We start from the raw sequence: 15554 nt of genomic DNA, 5'->3' as shown, positions 1-15554 counted from the left end.
GCCACCACCACAGCCTGAACGCCGCAACGCCGCCCGGCCGTCAGCCCGGACGGCGTGTCATCCAACACCGTGAACGTTCTTGGTCAGGGCACTAGTGGGCTTGGCTGGCGGGCTTGGTCTTGCCGACGCTCCGCGCCCGGTCGGCGAGCATCTCCAGCGACTGGCGGATGAAGTCGCGGTCGGCCTCGGGCGTGGAGGGGTCGGCGAGCTTGCGCAGGATGATCTGCACGTCGGGCGGCAAGGGCGCCTCGGGCGTGGCCTGCGGGTCGTCATCGGTCATGCCGAGGACGGCCATGGCCTCGGTGAGGCTGGCGCCGACAACACGGCAGAAAACCTTCACGCGGTCGATCTCGGGGAGCTGGGTTCCCTTGGCGTTGCGCCACCGGCTGAGCGTGCTGGTGGAGATCCCGCTGAGTTCGTAGATCTTGCGATCGGAGAGGGCCGGCCGGACGCTGCGTAGCGCGCGGTTGACGAACTCGGCCCAGCGCGCAAGCGCCACCGCAGGATCCAGGTCAGCCACGACACAACCATATGTTCCGTTTGCGGGACGATTGTCCCGTGGGCGGGACGTGTCCCGTCGACGGAATCCGCCGGGCCGCCGGTAGGTGTGAGGGCGGAGATTGAGTATTCGCTTTTCCGCATAGACGCGCATGGCTTACATCCTGTGGTCCGACCGTACGTGATCGGAATCATCCGAAAGTATGAGTGTCTCCGTGCATGGAGACGCCTACGCTCGTCTCCATGCACGGAGACAATATGGCAATTAGCTCCCTGCGCGGAAGTGTTCTTCCGGCGGATGGCCAACTCGCATACAGCGTCAAGCTCGCAGCCAAGGTCCTCGACCTCGGCACGCGGAAGGTCGAGCAGCTGATCGCGAACGGCGGCATCGCCTCCTTCACGGAGGGTCGCTCCCGCCGGATCACGCGGTGGGCGCTCGAGGAGTACTGCCGTCGCAAGGAAGCCGAAACCGCGTGACCACCCACCCGGTAGGCGGCGCCGGCACCGGGCCCGGCCGATTCGACGCGCTGATCGCACCCCCGTGGTGGCCGGCCTCGCAGGAGCGCTGGACCGCCGCGATCGAGGAACTCGCCGCGGCGATCGACCGTCCCGACGTTGCCACCCTGCTGGCCCCCCGCTCCGCGACCTCCTGAAACAGAAGCGCGCCGCCCGGATGCACCCGAGCGACGCGCAGATCACCGGATAACCCACCACGAGAGGAAAGGCATCCGATGACCGAGAAGACACTACCCGGCCGTCCGCCCCAGTGGGCATTCGCGCTGCTCGCCGAGGTACAGGCGTTGCGGTCCGAGGTCGCCTCGCTTCGCGGCATGGTGAAGCTCCCGGAGGCTGCGGCGACCGACGACCGCGCTGGACGCATCGCCGACATCCGGGCGCTCGCCGACCTGCTGGAGGCGAACCCGGGGTTGCCGATGCCGTGGCGCACCGAGGCATACGAGCACATCGCCGTCTACGACGACCCCAGCGCGACTTCCCGGGTCGCGACGGTCCGCAGAGTCGCCGACATCCTCGGCGTCACGGTGGACGACAGCTTGGACGACCGTACGGAGTGCAGCGTCAGCTTGGGGCGTGCGCAGTAGAAGTTGCTCACCTGGCACAAGGACGGCCGGCCCGCCGAGGAGCCCGCTGACCCGACCGGGCAGACCTTCACCCGCGACGACCTGGACGTGGCCGACGACCCGAGGCCCGTCTCGCCCGCCCGGCCGCCGGCCCGCATCGGTGACGCCGAGAGCCACATCAGCACGGACGGTCACCGCGAGAACGACGAGACGCCGCAGCCGACCGCGACCCGCCCGCTGATCGAACTCGTGAGCGAGTCCCGCTGATGGCGCTCTTCTGCCAGATGTCGCAGTTGCTCGTGCGTGCCGCGGTCGCCGCCCGCCTGCCGGTTCCGCAGATCCCCGCGTGCGACCAGCTGGCCACCCACGGGGTGCTGCTCGCCGTGATCGGCCGCGACGACGCCACCGAGCTGAAGGCTGCGGCCTGCGTCTTCCACGCGTTCGTCGCTGTCGAGCAGTACGGCGCCCGCCACATCCCCAAGCCGCTCTTCGTCTGATCTCCCCGGCCCGGGACGCAGGTCCCCCAGGAGGCGACCCGGGCCGGGGCCTCCACCTTCACCTCGCAGGAGAAACAGCCATGACGACCACGACCAGCCCCGGCCCGGGCGAGCCCCGCGCCGTCGGCGAGACCACCCAGGTCATCCGTCCTGTCGCGACCGACTCGTTCCCGGTCGTCGTTCCCGGCACCGTCGACCCGGCCGCCGACGAGAAGAGCAAGCCGTACGTGCCCCGGCACCGCCAGCCCGTCGAGCCAGCCGCGCCGGCGCCGGGGCGCTGGATCATCACCAAGTTCTTCGGCGCGCGCTTCGGTGGTGCCCGGTGACCGGACCTCGCACCCTCACCGCGCCGGCCGCCGTCCTCGTCGAGTTCGGCTGCGAGCGCCGCTGCCAGGCCGAGCTCGACCTGGACGGCATCCCGTCCCGGCACACCGCCGGACAGATGAACGCGGCCGCCGAGGCCGCCCACAAGCTGGCGCACGAGGCCAACCCGCCCGAGAAGGTGTTCCGCTTCAGCGACAACATCCTCGTCCGGGCCGACGCGCTGGACGTGGTCGCGTGAGCGCGGCGAAGGCCAAGGGCACCCGCTGGGAAGGTGTCATCGCCGCCTACCTGGTCGAGTCCGGCTTCCCCGGCGTCGAGCGCCGCGCCCTGGCTGGCGTCGCCGACAAGGGAGACATCGCCGGGTTGCCCGTCGTCGTCGAGGCGAAGAACTGCAAGACGACCACCCTCGCGGCCTGGGTCGACGAGGCCACCGTGGAAGCCGCGAACGCGGGCGTCGCCGTCGGCGTCGTCTGGCACCACCGCCGCGGCAAGGCCTCCGCTGCCGACGGCTTCGTGACCATGTCCGGCGCCGCGTTCGTCGAGCTGCTACGGCAGGCGGTGAGGGACTGATGCGGTTCCTCGGCGGTCGCCGCGAGGCGGTTCTCCAGCTGTGGGAGCCGTCGCCTCGGGAGCAGCTGCGCTCGGTCCGGCTGGTTCTCACCAACACGCTTGCCTGCGTCGACCAGCTGCTGCTCATCGCCCGGTCCGAGCCGGAGGCCAGTGGGCGGCAGAAGGTCCTCGACGCGCTGCTCGAAGTCCGCGAGGTGCTCGCGCCGGGTCCGGTCACGGGCCGGGCGGCGGTGCCGGTGGGGAGGCAGTCGTGACCGAGATCGAGTACCTCGCCAGCAAGCTCAGCACGGCGGAACTCGCGAAGCTTCGCCAGGAGATCGACACGCAGGTCGCGGCCGCCGTGAAGGAGGAGCGCGCCCGCGTCCGGAAGCTCCTCGCGGGCCCGGTGCTGGCGGCGGTCCGCTGCATCCCGGAGCGGCAGATCTACGCGGTCGGCGTCGACTACGACGGCGCCGCGGTCCGATCCGACCTGCAGGCCGCCTACCGGGCGATCCGGATCGGTGAGCAGCCGCAGGCAGGCCAGTCGTGATCGACAACGGTTCCATCACCCAGGAGAGTCCCGTGACCAGTTTCGACGTCGATCTGCGCCTGGCGGACCTCGTCGGCACCAGCATCGGCACCCCGCCGACCATCCCGGCACGGAAGCCGGCCGCCGGCATGGAGTTCGCGCCGCAGCAGCAGGAGGCGATCGAGAAGATCGTCGACTGGTACACCGCCGAGCAGGACAGCCCGCAGATCTTCCGGCTGTTCGGGTACGCCGGCACCGGCAAGACGACCCTCGCCCGGCACATCGTCGACGAGCTGGGCGTCAACGCCCAGTACGCGGCGTTCACCGGCAAGGCCGCGTACGTCCTGCAGCAGAAGGGCTGCGAGGCGCGCACCATCCACAGCCTCATCTACCAGGCTGTGGAAAAGGTCCGCGCCCGGTTGGAGGAATTGAAGCGCCAGCGGTCCTCGGTCGCCGACCCGGCCGACGCCGCGGTGCTCGACCGGGCGATCGAGGTCGAAGAAGAGAAGCTCCACACGCCCGACTGGATTCTGCGCGAAGACTCCGAGCTGGCGTTCGCGCCGCTGCTGGTGCTCGACGAGGTGTCGATGGTCGGCGAGAAAATCGCCGCCGACCTGCTCTCGTTCGGCGTGAAAGTCCTCTGTCTCGGCGACCCGGCGCAGCTTCCCCCGGTCGAGGGAGGCGGGTATTTCATCCACGCCACCCCGGACCATCTGCTTACCGAGATCCACCGGTCCGCGCTCGACTCCCCGGTGGCCCGGCTCGCCACCTCGGTCCGGCGGTCCCCGCCCGGTGATCGCACGCTCGGCATGGCCGGCATGGACGGCGACTCCGGCCGGTGCCAGTTCGTCACCCGCGACCAGCTGGCCGGGTTCGACCAGGTCCTCGTCGGCACCAACAAGACCAGGTGGCAGGCCATCCATCTGCTGCGCGACATCGCCGGTCTGGCCGGGCCGATCCCGCAGCCGGGCGACAAGGTCATCGGCCTCGCGAACAACTCGGACGTCTTCAACGGCCAGCAGTTCGCCGTGGTCTCGGCGAAGGAACCGGACCGGGACCGGATCACGCTGCAGCTGCTCGACGACGCTGGCGACGAGCGGCGGATCACCTGCTGGCTGTCCGGGTTCGCTGGCCAGGACGGCGAGAAGCTCGCCAAGCGGGACGGTCGCGGCACCGTCTCGGCGCTCACCTTCGCGCAGGCCATCACGTGCCACAAGTCGCAAGGGTCGCATGGGACCGGGTCCTCGTCGTCGACGAGTCGTGGATCTTCGCCCGGGCCGCCGCCAGCGAAGCCGAGAAGGCCGGCCACCCGCCCACCGCCGCGGCCGCCGCCGGACACATCAACGGCCAGCGGTGGCTCTACACCGCGATCACGCGGGCCGCGCAGCAGGTCGTCGTCATCAATTCCCCGAGGGGGTTGCCCGCGTGAGCAGCCTGAGCTACCTATCGCTGTTTTCCGGTATCGGCGGCTTGGACCTCGGCCTCGACCGCGCGGGCTGGACCTGCGTCGGTCAGGTCGAGCTGGATGCCTGGTGCCGAACCGTACTTGAACACCACTGGCCGGGAGTGCCGAAGCATGACGACGTCCGTACCTCACCGGCCTGGTGGGCCACCGAGCCAAGACCCGCTGTTCGACTGGTTGCCGGCGGCTTCCCCTGCCAGCCGTTCTCCCAGGCTGGCCTTCGCCGCGGAATTGCGGACGAGCGTTGGGGATGGCCCTGGTTCCGTGCTGTCATTCGCGCAGTACGACCGGACTACGTCCTCGTGGAGAACGTCCCAGCTCTCCTTGGTGACGCCGACGCCTTCGGATGGATGCTCGGTGACCTGGCCGAGGACGGGTTCGATGCGGACTGGACGCTCCTATCCGCATGCGCCCTGGGTGCACCACACTCACGTGAACGGCTGTTCGTTGTGGCCTACGCCAACGGCGTGGCTAGGTCGGCGGCCGTCCCACGCAAGGTGCTCGCCAACCCTGCGCCATCCCGGTGCATCGAAGGAGCTGACCGACGCGGTCGGACAGGCGGGGACCCATGGACTGCTGAACCCGACGTGGGTCGAGTGGCTCATGGGGTTCCCGCCCGAGTGGACCGACTTAGAGGACTCGGCAATGCCGTCGTCCCCCAGCTCGGAGAACTCGTCGGCCGCCTGATCCGCGATCACGCCCAGCAGAACCTGGTGCTGACCAGAGCAATCGGTGATGCGGTATGACCGACCCGCTTACCGCATTGATTGCCGGGCTCCCGCCGGCCGGGCCGCCGCCATCCACCGTCCGCGAGCTCCGCCAGGTCCTCATCAGCTACGAGGCCTCGCGGCCGCGGTCCATGCAGCGCGAACTTGGCCCGTCGGAGCTGGGTACGCCGTGCCAGCAGCAGATCGGCCGGAAGCTGGCCGGCGCCCCGCGCAAGCCGATCGACGCGCCGACGTGGGCGCCGTTCCAGGGCACCGCCGTGCACGCCTCGATGGAGGACGTCGTCGCGCACTGGAACAAGCAGCTCGGCCGCGAGCGGTGGCTGGCCGAGGACCGGCTGGTCGTCACCCCAAGCGCGCCGAACACCGGCGGCCGGCCGGACTATCCCTCGGTCGCGGGCTCCGGCGACGCGTTCGACCAGGACCACGACATGGTCGTCGACTGGAAGCACGTCGGGAAGACCGCGCTGGAGAAGCTCGACCGAGCCCTGCGGATGGGCAAGCCGACCGCCGAGCAGGTCAGCCCGGAATACCGCACCCAGGGCCACCTCTACGGGCTCGGCCACAAGGCGAAGGGCCGCCCGGTCCGGTACGTGCGCCTGGTCCTGCTGGCACGCGACTACGACTACGACAAGTCGCGGGAGTGGACCGAGCCGTACGACGAGGAGATCGCGCTCGCCGCGATCGGCCGCTACTAGGACACGTTCAACCTCGTGCACGGCCTCGGCGGGGCGAACGCCGGACACCTCATCACCATGATCCCGGCCGCGCCCGGCAAGGACACCTGCAAGTGGTGCCCGTTCTACCGGCCCGGCCTCGCGTCCGACTGGAACGGCTGCGCCGGCGACCGGAGCCCGCAGGCGCACGTTGCTCGAGCAACCGCCGGACTCATCGACTCCGGCGCCGCGGCGGCGCCGGCCACCATCAGCACCAAGGAGATTCCGTGACCCAGGACGCCAACGACATCCTCATGGGCGGCGGATCCGCCGCATTGAAATTCGACACCATCGGCGTCAGCCACACCAGCACCGTCGCCGCCGAGCCGACCAGCAGCCAGCAGACCGACTTCCGAACGAAGGCCCCGGAGACCTGGCCGGACGGATCGCCGAAGATGCAGGTCCTCGTCCAGCTGTCGACGACGCTGCGCGACCCAGCCAAGCCGGACGACGACGGCACCCGGACGCTCTACATCAAGGGCAAGGAGTTGACCAACGCGATCCGGAACGCGGTCCGGGCGTCCGGCGCCAGCGGCATCCACACCGGTGGCGTCCTGACGATCACCTACGTCGCGGACGGTCCGGCCCAGGCCGGTCTGAGCGCGCCGAAGCTGTACGCCGCGCAGTACCAGCCGCCCGCGGTGTCGTTCGCCGGTGTCACCGCATCTGCGGCACCGGCTCCGGCGGCGCCGGTTCAGGCGTACGCCACGCAGCCCGCTCCGGCCGCGGTCGCGCAGCAGGCCCTGCCCGGCACGCTGGCCTGCCCGCCCGGTGTCGACCCGGGCATGTGGGCGACGCTGCCGCCCGCCACGCAGGAGGCGCTCGTCGCCGCGCACACCGCGCAGCAGCAGCGCTTCCCGGCCGAGCCTCCCTTCTAAGCCGAACCCGTCCCACTGCCTCGCCAGCCGCTGGTCCGCCGGCGGGGCAGTGATTCCCTCAATCGATGTAGGTACATACCGACAGGGAGTCCCGTGCTCGACCTTGCCACCCCGCGCCTGGACCTCGACGCCGCACGCCTCTGGCTCGACGTGGTCCACGGCCAATCCTCGGGGCACCTGCTCATCTGCTCCACCGACGACTGGGCGGGCCACGCCTTCACCGCCGACCAGGTCGACCTGGCCGCCGCCTACATCGCCTCCCTCGACCAGGCGGGACGCGAGGGCATCTACCTCCGGATCACCTCGACCACCACGGTCCCCGAAGCCGGACGCCGCGGTGGCGCCGCAGACTCTTCGGCACTCCCGGCGCTGTGGGCCGACCTCGACCTGGCCGGGCCGGGCCGGGCCACGCCGAAGAGAATCTGCCGCCGGACGAGGCTGCCGGCCGTGCGGTCATCGCCGCGACCGGGCTGCCAACGCCCACGATCTGGGTGCACTCCGGCGGAGGCCTCTACCCGATCTGGCTCCTCGACCAGCCGCACCAGATCACCGCCGAGAACCTCGACGCCGCCAAGCGGCTCGCGAAGGACTGGCAGCGCGTCATCGAGCACGCCGCCGCGTCGCTCGGCTGGCGGTACGGGCGCGGCGTCGGCGACCTCGCCCGGGTGCTGCGGATCCCCGGCACCGTCAACCGCAAGGAGGGTCTGGCGCGGCCGTGCCGGATCATCTCGGCGCAGAACGTTCGGTACTCCTACGCCCAACTGGTCGACGCGCTCGACGCCGCCGTCGCCCGGATCGCGCCCGCGCCGTCGCCGAATAATGTTCGGCCGAGCGACCCGGCGACTCTCCCGGCCGTGGACCGCCCGGCCGGCGCGATCAGCCCGCTCGACGACTACGCCGAACGGAATTCGTGGGCGGACATCCTCACGTCCGACGGCTGGCGCGAACACTACAAACAGGACGACGTCACCTACTGGACCCGGCCCGGGAAGGCGACCGGCACGAGCGCGTCGACGAACGCCATGGGCACCGACAGGCTCCACGTCTTCACCACCGCGGCCGCGCCGCTCGAGGGCGGCGAGTCGTACTCCAAGGGTGGCTGGCTCGCGGCCCGATTCTTCGGCGGCGACCACTCGGCGGCCGCGCGTGATCTCGCCGCGAAGGGATACGGCACGCCGCTACCCGACCCGGGCGCTGAGCACCGCCAGGCGCTCACGGACATCCTCGGCGGGCCAGTGCCCGACCCTCCGCCGGCCGCCGCGCCGTCGCGGGTGTGCTCTGCTGAGATCGACGTATCCAACTCGGCGATCGCGGCGGACTGGCTCCGTGACGAGGCCGGCCGGGGCAAGCTGTCCGGGCTGTTCCGGCGGCTCGACACCGTCGTCCACACCCCGCTCGAAGGTGAAGACGGGTACGTGCCGCTCGGCGGCGAGAACGACCAGGACGGCCCGGCGCAGGTCCGCCCGGTCACCGACTCGACGCTGGCCTCGCGGATCACGTACACCTACGGCATCTTCCGGTGGAAGAAGGTCGGCGAGAGCGACGAACCGATGCCCGCCCTGTTCCCGCGGTCGGCAGCCCGGACCGCGCTCGACGTGCCCGACATGCTGCCGAACCTGCGGCCGCTGCGCGGGGTCGTCCACAGCCCGGTGTTCCGGCCGAACGGCACGCTCCTCGAGGAGCCGGGATACGACGCGGCGACCGGGCTGCTGCATCTGCCCGAACCAGGGCTGGAGATCCCGCGGGTCGCCGCCGAGCCGACTGCCGCCGAGGTCGCCGACGCGGTCAAGCTCGTCGACGAGATGGTGGCCGGCTTCCCGTTCGTCTCCGACCACTTCAAGGCCAACTACCTCGGATACCTGCTCACGCCGCTGCTGCGCGCCATGTGCCCGCCGCCGTACAAGCTGCACGCCATCGAGGCGCACCAGCCAGGCTCCGGCAAGACGTTGCTCGCCAACCTCGCCCGGTGGATCCACGGCGGCGTGTTCCGCGCGGAGATGCCCGACGACGACACGGAGTTGCGCAAGCAGATCACGAGCATTCTCAGCGTGACCACCGGCCCGGTCATCGTGGTCGACAACGTGAGCGGCGCACTGAAGAGCAGCACCCTCGCAGGCCTGCTCACCTCCGACCAATGGGACGACCGGCCGCTCGGCTCCACCGGCTGGACGCGGGCCAGCAACGACAGGCTGTGGACGATCACCGGCAACAACCTGTCCATCGGCGGCGACCTGCCGCGGCGCACTATCCGGACCGCGATCGACCCCGGCCGACCGAACCCGGAGCTCCGAACCGGCTTCGCGATCTCCGACCTGGAGAGCTGGGTGAAGGAGCGTCGCGGCGAGCTGCTGCACGCACTCCTGACGATCGTCCGCTCCTGGGTGGCCGCGGGTCGGCCGATGCGCGCCGAGAAGTCCTCCGACGGGTACGCGCGTTGGGTTCGCACCGTCAACGGCATCCTGGCCCACGCCGCGATCGGCGGAGAGTTCGACCACGCCTCCACGCAGATCGAGGTCGGCTCCGATGACGACGAGTGGGGCGTCTTCCTGAACGCCGTCCACACCGCCTACCAGGACGAGACGTGGACGGCCAAGGGCCTGCTCGCCGACATCGACATGGGCGGGCTTACGCCGACCGGGCGGATCCCGATCGACGCGCTCCCGGGCGACCTCGCCGACAAGGCCGCGTGGCACCCGAACGGGCCTGCCGGCGTCTCGAAGTCGCTCGGGAAGTGGCTCTCGAATCGGACCGGACGTTGGGCGGGCGGATTCGCGGTCCGGCAGGCAGGCGAGACCCGGGATAAGGCAAAAACGTGGCAGATCGTGACATCGGGAACCGGTGGCGACTGATGTGGTGCGGGGTTTGGGACTTTGCCGGGTTTCTTTCAGACCCCCGCGCGTGCGTGAACTACGAAGCGACTACGGAGAGTGCATATTCCGTCGGGAGGCTTACGGGCGTTGGCCACAGAAAACCCGGCAAAGTCCCAAACCCCGCAGCGGCGGTCCGGTAGTGACCCACTTCGCCTCCACCGCCGCCCAACTCGACGCCTGCCGCCGCTGCGCCATGCCGATTCTCGTCGCCCTGGACGAAGGCATCGTCGTCCGCGTCGACCTGCTGCCGCTCGCCAGCATCGGCGCGCAAGTCGAAGCCCTCGCCGCCGGAATCCCGACCTACGCCCGGCTCCACGACGGCCAGCTTGCCTACCGCTGCTCCACCCGGCTCTCCGATCCCCGCATGACCGAACGCGTGCACGCCCGGCACGCCTGCACCACACGGAGGACCGCATGAACCGCCCCACCTGCCTCCGCTGCGGCAAGCCCAACCAGGACGGCTACATCTGCGCCCAGGAGGGCCGAGACCTCGCCGACGCGCTCCGCCAGGCCGCCGGCCATGCCGAGGACGCCCCCAATGTCATCGCGCGCCAGACCCGCTACGGGAGTGGATTCGGCAGCCGTGGCGGCCGCGAGCGGCCCCTGATCGTCAACCTCGAGGCCGCTGCCGACTACGCCACCGTCGAGAACACGATCACTACCTGGGCCCGGCACACTGCTGGCGGCCACCCGATCGCAGGGACGCTGGCCGGGGCCGCACGTGAGCTTGCTGGCGACGTCGAATGGCTGCGCCATCAGCGCGAGGCCGGCGAGGCATTCGACGAACTCCACTACGCCTGCCGCCTCCTGGAGCAGCTCGTCGACCGGCCCGGCTCGGGCAAGCAGCGCCTCGTCGGCATGTGCGACTGCGGCCGCATCCTCTACGCACCCCACGGCCGCGACATCGTCCAGTGCAAGGCCAGCAACTGCGGGGCCAGCTGGAATGTTGACGAATCCCAGGAGATCCTTCGGGCCGCCCTCGACGAGAAGCACGTCACCGCGGCCGAGGCCGCCCACCTGGCCGGCTTCCTCGAAACCGACCGCACCGGCTGCCAGATTCGCAAGCTCGTCAACAAGTGGAACGAACGCGAGGTGCTACAGCCCGTCGACGGGATCCCCGGAAAGATCAACAATGAAGGCAGTCCGAGAATTCTGCCGCTTTTCCGCTTCGGCGACATTGCTAATTTATTGGACCGGATGCGGCAGAGGCGACACCGCTCGCCGGCGGCCTAATATCACTGTCACGGAAAGGTAGTTGCAGATCGGTGAAGCCGACCGCGACTACCTTTCCGTGACAGGAAAATTGAATCCTAAGTTTGTTCTCTGCTGTGGCCAGAAGGAATTTTAATTCCTATCCTGAGGCTTGCGCCTTTAACTGCGGCGGAGCTGGTTAGTAGTCAAAGAGCACGATATAGCTCGACCACGATCCGTCACTGTACTGGTAGCCGATCGACATTGGCACGTAGTAAGAAAGTCCGCTGGTGCTGCACTTTGCCTGGCTGGTGCCGTTGGTTACTGAACCGCCGTAGTAGTAATGTGTCCCGAGCGACAAGCTGTCGCAATGTGCTACTGCGCGATATTTCCGACCACACGTGTTGTTGCTGATGGTGATCTTAATTCCGCGTGGATCCGAGTCCGCGCTGCCCCACGACAGCTTGCCGGAGTTGCATGCCGCGGCAGCTGGCGACGCAGTAAGCGCTACCATGCCAGCTGAAATGGACACGGCGGCGACTGCAGTTGCGGCAGTCATTTTCACCTTCACCAGATCCCCCTTCTAGTGGTTGTTGACCTGCTTGCCGAGAGCTCTATTAATCGAGCTTCGTTAGGCTACATTGTCAAGTTACATCGCTCTATATGACATATTTCACAGCTTTTACGTCTAGATTTGAGCATCTGGACAAATGGGAGCTTTAGCCAGATTGGATAGGGGGCGGTCTGCGGGGCCGGAAGGCATTTGGGATACCCGCAAGGCAAGCGTGCGCTGATGAGCCCGCGGATCAGCGTTATAGCGGCATCGACGGGTGGCGTTCGCTGCAGGACCGGCGGCACGACATCCTCGACCAGCTCACCGGGACGCGGGCGATGCTCGACCTCCGGCTCATCGCCGCGCTCGGCGAGCCCAGCTATTGGCGCCGGAACCACAAAGGCGACCGGCTGCAGGACGACGGTGCCAGCCGGATGGAGATGCAACCCCGCAACCAGGGATCCGAGTTCGTCGGCAACCGGCTCCGCCCGCTGGCCGCGGCGGTCGCCGCCCGCACCCCCGCACAGATCAGCGACGGGTTGCGCGGCCGCAGCATCCGCGACGAGATCGGCAAGGACGACGCCCAGAGCTGTACGCCAACCGGCCTGGCGGACCCCGGACCCACCGACAACGCGCTGGCCTGGTGCGCGCTCTGGGGCATCTCGCAGTTCCCCATCGCGTTTCGTCGGAACGGCGTCGCGCTGACGTCCGCCCACACCGGACGCGGCACCGCCGGATACTACGCCGTGCCGGTGTGGTCCGGCCGATGGCGAACCGCCCGATACCGCAGCGTCGTCGTCGGTGGCCAACTCACTCGATTCGCCGAGGGCGGGCTTACCCCGAGCAGTCTCGGCAGGCCAGCCGGTCCGACCGTCCTCGTCGATGCTATGACCCGGGAGTGGCTGGCCGCCCGAGGCGTCACCGGCGTCGTCCGCTTCGAGGTACGGCGTTTCGGTAGCGCCAGCGCCCCGGAACGGCGGGCGGCTCGCGGCACGATCCTGAAGACCGGCCAGTCGTGATGTCCGAGCTGCCCCCCATCAGCCTGGTCGCATATCAGGCATTCTGCCCCCGCTGTGCCTGGGCGGAGGCGATGGGCGAGACGACCGACACCCACCAGGTGGCGGCCGGTATCCCGGCGCACACGCCGGCCGTCAATCCGACGGGTTCGCGTTCCCGGCGGCACCAGGCCGTCGATGTGGTCAGTCACGACCTCGGCGTGATCGGCCGCTGCGACACCGTCGAACTGGACGACGAGGCCATGACAGTGGTCGAGCACAAAGCCACCCCGATCCGTCGGCGTCCCGAGGTCACCCAGCCGATACGAGTCCAGGTCGCGCTCCCAGACGGGACGCTGGCCACATAGGCTCGCGCGCACGACGTGGTGTCGCAGCTCCTCCGGGGCTGCCCTTCATTGAGGCAGGATCGTCGCGGCCCGGATCGCGTCGTTGCCGAAGGTCGCAGCTCCTCCGGGGGCTGCCCTTCATTGAGGCATCAAAGAGCAGGTCAAGACCGGGCAGACGTTTACGTTCCGTCGTAGCTCCTCCGGGAGCTGCCCTTCATTGAGGCGTGACCGGTTCCGCCGACTGGTGTGTCAAGGGGCCCTCCGGCAGATCGCCTGAGGCTCTGTCCGGCTTGAGTTTTGAGCGCTCGATCGGGGGCCAGTTGGCCGTCATCAGTGCTCACGCTGGACTTTGACTGCCGCGTGAGCTGGTCAAACGTCCCGGTAGTGGGTCGCCGAGAACGGTGGTGGGGTGGTTCGCATGGTGCAACGTCCGGCCCACCCAGGTCACGGCGCTGCGGCTGATCTAGTGCTGTGACCACGAACGTTTGAGGTGTTGGGGTCAGGCTGCTCGGGTGGCGGGTTGGCCCCAGCGTCGTTGGCGTTCGCTGCGGATGCGGGCTCGTTCGCGGCGTTGGGCGGCCAGGACGTCGGGGTGGCGGGCGTTGGCGTTGCGCCAGCGCAGGTAGGCGTGCAGTTTCCGGGCCAGGATGGTGTGGTTCGGGTGATTCGAGCCGGCGATCACGAACGTGCGTAAGGGTCCGAACTGCGCTTTGATCGGGTTGGCCCAGGACGCATACGTCGGGGTGAAGCACAGTTCTACCTTGCTCCGGGTCGCCCAGGCCCGGATGCGTTTGCCCTTGTGGGCGGAGAGATTGTCCAGGATCACGTAGATCGGTGCCCCGTCCGGCCTGGCCTGGCTGATCGACTTCAGTGCGGCCAGGGTGTTTGCTGCGCCCTTGCGGCGTCGCACGACGCCCCAGAGTTGGTCGTCGCCGACGCTGTAGCAGCCGTGGAACTGCCGCACGCCGTGCAGTTTGTGATAGTTCGCCGGGAGCCGGTCGGGATGCCGTGCCGGTGCCCAGCCGGCGCCGCCGTGCGGACGGATCGCGAGGGGGCCGAACTCGTCGAACGCGAACACTCGCTGGGGGAAATGGCTGCTCACGTACTCGATACGGGCGAGTTTGGCGTCGCGGTCAGGGTCGTTGGACTCCTTCCAGGTCTTGGTTCGCTGAAAGGTGATGCCGTTGCGGTGCAGGATCTGGCGCAGCCGCTCCCGCCCGATGCTGATCGGACGGGAAGCCTGGCCGGCGAGGTAGTCGGCGAGCTTGCGCACGCTCCACCGGGTGAACGGCCGCCCCAGCGCTTCGGGGCGGGCTTTGGCCGTCGTGACGATGAACGTCTCGTCGTCAGGACTGATCTGGCGGGGACGGCCACCCGCCCACTGAGGGTTTAGGCAGGCCATGCCCATTTCGTTGAACCGATGGATGAGCTGCCGGATCGTGTCCTCATCAGCCTGCACCAGGCGGGCAATCGCCGGCACGGTGTTACCGCCGGCGGAGGCGAGCACGACCATGGCCCGCCGTAATCGGATCGGTGAGCCGGTGCCCCGGCGCGTGATGCGCAGCAGTTGCTGACCTTCTTGATCGGTCAACCGCCGTACGCGTACAGAATCTGCCACCAGCACAGCCTGACGGCCGAGCCACCGCCCGACCGTCAGCCCGAACGGCGTGTCATCTAACACCGTGAACGTTCTTGGTCACGGCACTAGCCATAAGCGCCTTTCCCCGAGTGTGATGGACTCCGCCTTCAGCTAGTTGGTTCCTCAGCCAACAGCACCCTAGACCGCCGATCACAGTGCGATGGCGGCAGGATCGAAGGGATAGACACTCCGCCCGCTCGGCGAGATGAAAATCCGACTTGTCAACACGATATAGCACAGGTCTTGCTAAGGGAGCCGGCGTCAGGACAGCTATTCGAAACCGCTCCCGATTCGCTCTCACTCAACGCCTAGCCAGTAGCGCGCAGCGTGTGCGCACGATGGGTCGGGTGCCATCGATCTCACCTGGCGGGCGACGTGGACGCAGCGGTCATACTTGCTAAAGAACCGTAGGATAGTGCCTCTGTGGCGATTATCGCGTGCCAACTGGCGCTGTCTTTGTCGACCGGACGGCACACTGCACTGAACTGGATAGAACGCTACGATAGCCGCCAGCCGGGCGCTTCTTCCCCGCATTCTTCACGTCATCGCTGGTGAACCTCTCCTTGCTTTGTAACCAAACTCGGTAGCCCGAACCCGAGGGAAGCGCCATACCCAAGACCTGTGCGGAGCATCAAGGCTGGTTCTCGGGTAGAGATCGCAATGCGTCACCGCATACCTAAAGTCACGCAGGCAGTCCAGTTA

At 68.6% G+C, this 15554-nt stretch carries 23 protein-coding genes; 20 read left to right on the top strand and 3 right to left on the bottom strand.

Annotation, left to right across the window (positions count from 1 at the left end; all coding sequences use genetic code 11):
* Window positions 1–91: 91 nt before the first annotated feature.
* Window positions 92–520, bottom strand: a complete 429-nt coding sequence (locus tag CHC09_RS09535) for an XRE family transcriptional regulator (protein WP_143232261.1) — start codon at window positions 518–520, stop codon at window positions 92–94.
* 236 nt (window positions 521–756) lie between these two features.
* Here CHC09_RS09535 and CHC09_RS09530 point away from each other — a divergent pair, with 236 nt between their 5' ends.
* From CHC09_RS09530 to CHC09_RS09450, 18 genes are all read left to right on the top strand, one after another.
* The gene (locus tag CHC09_RS09530; RefSeq protein ID WP_143232260.1) at window positions 757–975 is read left to right on the top strand and encodes an excisionase family DNA-binding protein; all 219 of its coding nucleotides are present in this window, start codon (window positions 757–759) and stop codon (window positions 973–975) included.
* Window positions 972–1151, top strand: coding sequence for a hypothetical protein (locus CHC09_RS09525; RefSeq protein WP_089292576.1), 180 nt, complete (start codon window positions 972–974; stop codon window positions 1149–1151). Before CHC09_RS09530 ends, CHC09_RS09525 begins: the two co-directional genes overlap by 4 nt.
* Window positions 1152–1229: 78 nt before the next feature.
* A complete protein-coding gene (locus tag CHC09_RS09520; RefSeq protein WP_089292575.1) occupies window positions 1230–1598 on the top strand; it encodes a hypothetical protein in 369 nt (122 codons plus the stop codon).
* Between the two features lie 3 nt (window positions 1599–1601).
* Complete coding sequence (locus CHC09_RS09515) at window positions 1602–1844, top strand: hypothetical protein (protein WP_089292574.1); 243 nt, start codon at window positions 1602–1604, stop codon at window positions 1842–1844.
* Window positions 1844–2074, top strand: a complete 231-nt coding sequence (locus tag CHC09_RS09510) for a hypothetical protein (protein ID WP_089292573.1) — start codon at window positions 1844–1846, stop codon at window positions 2072–2074. The genes CHC09_RS09515 and CHC09_RS09510 overlap by 1 nt, the downstream gene beginning before the upstream one ends.
* Before the next feature lie 80 nt (window positions 2075–2154).
* The gene (locus CHC09_RS09505; RefSeq protein WP_089292572.1) at window positions 2155–2400 is read left to right on the top strand and encodes a hypothetical protein; all 246 of its coding nucleotides are present in this window, start codon (window positions 2155–2157) and stop codon (window positions 2398–2400) included.
* The gene (locus CHC09_RS09500) at window positions 2397–2636 is read left to right on the top strand and encodes a hypothetical protein (protein WP_089292571.1); all 240 of its coding nucleotides are present in this window, start codon (window positions 2397–2399) and stop codon (window positions 2634–2636) included. Before CHC09_RS09505 ends, CHC09_RS09500 begins: the two co-directional genes overlap by 4 nt.
* Entirely contained in the window at window positions 2633–2968 is a 336-nt protein-coding gene (locus CHC09_RS09495; protein ID WP_089292570.1) for a hypothetical protein, read from the top strand. Before CHC09_RS09500 ends, CHC09_RS09495 begins: the two co-directional genes overlap by 4 nt.
* Window positions 2968–3222: a hypothetical protein gene (locus tag CHC09_RS09490; protein WP_089292569.1), complete on the top strand. Its 255-nt coding sequence runs from the start codon at window positions 2968–2970 to the stop codon at window positions 3220–3222. The genes CHC09_RS09495 and CHC09_RS09490 overlap by 1 nt, the downstream gene beginning before the upstream one ends.
* On the top strand, window positions 3219–3497 hold the full coding sequence (locus tag CHC09_RS09485; RefSeq protein ID WP_089292568.1) for a hypothetical protein: 279 nt from the start codon (window positions 3219–3221) through the stop codon (window positions 3495–3497). The genes CHC09_RS09490 and CHC09_RS09485 overlap by 4 nt, the downstream gene beginning before the upstream one ends.
* A 32-nt stretch (window positions 3498–3529) precedes the next feature.
* Window positions 3530–5026, top strand: coding sequence for an ATP-dependent DNA helicase (locus CHC09_RS47485; RefSeq protein ID WP_143232259.1), 1497 nt, complete (start codon window positions 3530–3532; stop codon window positions 5024–5026).
* Entirely contained in the window at window positions 4947–5684 is a 738-nt protein-coding gene (locus CHC09_RS09475; RefSeq protein ID WP_239138133.1) for a DNA cytosine methyltransferase, read from the top strand. Before CHC09_RS47485 ends, CHC09_RS09475 begins: the two co-directional genes overlap by 80 nt.
* Window positions 5681–6361 carry a hypothetical protein gene (locus CHC09_RS09470; protein ID WP_239138128.1) on the top strand — a complete coding sequence of 227 codons (681 nt, stop codon included), beginning with the start codon at window positions 5681–5683 and terminating at the stop codon, window positions 6359–6361. Before CHC09_RS09475 ends, CHC09_RS09470 begins: the two co-directional genes overlap by 4 nt.
* Before the next feature lie 15 nt (window positions 6362–6376).
* Entirely contained in the window at window positions 6377–6610 is a 234-nt protein-coding gene (locus tag CHC09_RS47480) for a hypothetical protein (RefSeq protein WP_239138129.1), read from the top strand.
* The gene (locus CHC09_RS09465) at window positions 6607–7257 is read left to right on the top strand and encodes a hypothetical protein (protein WP_089292565.1); all 651 of its coding nucleotides are present in this window, start codon (window positions 6607–6609) and stop codon (window positions 7255–7257) included. Before CHC09_RS47480 ends, CHC09_RS09465 begins: the two co-directional genes overlap by 4 nt.
* A gap of 371 nt (window positions 7258–7628) precedes the next feature.
* The gene (locus CHC09_RS09460; protein WP_143232258.1) at window positions 7629–10106 is read left to right on the top strand and encodes a hypothetical protein; all 2478 of its coding nucleotides are present in this window, start codon (window positions 7629–7631) and stop codon (window positions 10104–10106) included.
* A gap of 160 nt (window positions 10107–10266) precedes the next feature.
* Window positions 10267–10545, top strand: coding sequence for a hypothetical protein (locus CHC09_RS09455; RefSeq protein ID WP_089292563.1), 279 nt, complete (start codon window positions 10267–10269; stop codon window positions 10543–10545).
* Complete coding sequence (locus CHC09_RS09450; protein ID WP_089292562.1) at window positions 10542–11360, top strand: DUF1922 domain-containing protein; 819 nt, start codon at window positions 10542–10544, stop codon at window positions 11358–11360. The genes CHC09_RS09455 and CHC09_RS09450 overlap by 4 nt, the downstream gene beginning before the upstream one ends.
* Window positions 11361–11517: 157 nt before the next feature.
* Here CHC09_RS09450 and CHC09_RS45015 read toward each other — a convergent pair whose 3' ends face one another.
* A complete protein-coding gene (locus tag CHC09_RS45015; protein WP_143232257.1) occupies window positions 11518–11889 on the bottom strand; it encodes a hypothetical protein in 372 nt (123 codons plus the stop codon).
* A 320-nt stretch (window positions 11890–12209) separates the two neighbouring features.
* On the opposite strand from CHC09_RS45015, the gene CHC09_RS09445 reads away from it, so the two are divergent.
* A complete protein-coding gene (locus CHC09_RS09445) occupies window positions 12210–12890 on the top strand; it encodes a hypothetical protein (RefSeq protein WP_239138130.1) in 681 nt (226 codons plus the stop codon).
* Entirely contained in the window at window positions 12890–13234 is a 345-nt protein-coding gene (locus tag CHC09_RS09440) for a hypothetical protein (RefSeq protein WP_244911595.1), read from the top strand. Before CHC09_RS09445 ends, CHC09_RS09440 begins: the two co-directional genes overlap by 1 nt.
* Before the next feature lie 478 nt (window positions 13235–13712).
* Here CHC09_RS09440 and CHC09_RS09435 read toward each other — a convergent pair whose 3' ends face one another.
* Window positions 13713–14831, bottom strand: coding sequence for an IS630 family transposase (locus CHC09_RS09435; RefSeq protein ID WP_239138132.1), 1119 nt, complete (start codon window positions 14829–14831; stop codon window positions 13713–13715).
* Between the last annotated feature and the right edge of the window lie 723 nt (window positions 14832–15554).

This window comes from Actinoplanes regularis (assembly GCF_900188005.1).
Taxonomy (GTDB): domain Bacteria; phylum Actinomycetota; class Actinomycetes; order Mycobacteriales; family Micromonosporaceae; genus Actinoplanes; species Actinoplanes regularis.
The sequence above is the reverse complement of the archived record's forward strand: the minus strand, read 5'-3'. Positions and strand labels throughout refer to the sequence as shown.

Excerpts from the sequence above, each read along its gene's own strand:
- CHC09_RS09490 (WP_089292569.1), top strand. The coding sequence starts at position 2,968 with ATGCGGTTCCTCGGCGGTCGCCGCGAGGCGGTTCTCCAGCTGTGGGAG.
- CHC09_RS09445 (WP_239138130.1), top strand. The coding sequence starts at position 12,210 with ATGCTCGACCTCCGGCTCATCGCCGCGCTCGGCGAGCCCAGCTATTGG.
- CHC09_RS09510 (WP_089292573.1), top strand. The coding sequence starts at position 1,844 with ATGGCGCTCTTCTGCCAGATGTCGCAGTTGCTCGTGCGTGCCGCGGTC.
- CHC09_RS09440 (WP_244911595.1), top strand. The coding sequence starts at position 12,890 with ATGTCCGAGCTGCCCCCCATCAGCCTGGTCGCATATCAGGCATTCTGC.
- CHC09_RS09505 (WP_089292572.1), top strand. The coding sequence starts at position 2,155 with ATGACGACCACGACCAGCCCCGGCCCGGGCGAGCCCCGCGCCGTCGGC.
- CHC09_RS09530 (WP_143232260.1), top strand. The coding sequence starts at position 757 with ATGGCAATTAGCTCCCTGCGCGGAAGTGTTCTTCCGGCGGATGGCCAA.
- CHC09_RS09470 (WP_239138128.1), top strand. The coding sequence starts at position 5,681 with ATGACCGACCCGCTTACCGCATTGATTGCCGGGCTCCCGCCGGCCGGG.
- CHC09_RS09520 (WP_089292575.1), top strand. The coding sequence starts at position 1,230 with ATGACCGAGAAGACACTACCCGGCCGTCCGCCCCAGTGGGCATTCGCG.
- CHC09_RS09450 (WP_089292562.1), top strand. The coding sequence starts at position 10,542 with ATGAACCGCCCCACCTGCCTCCGCTGCGGCAAGCCCAACCAGGACGGC.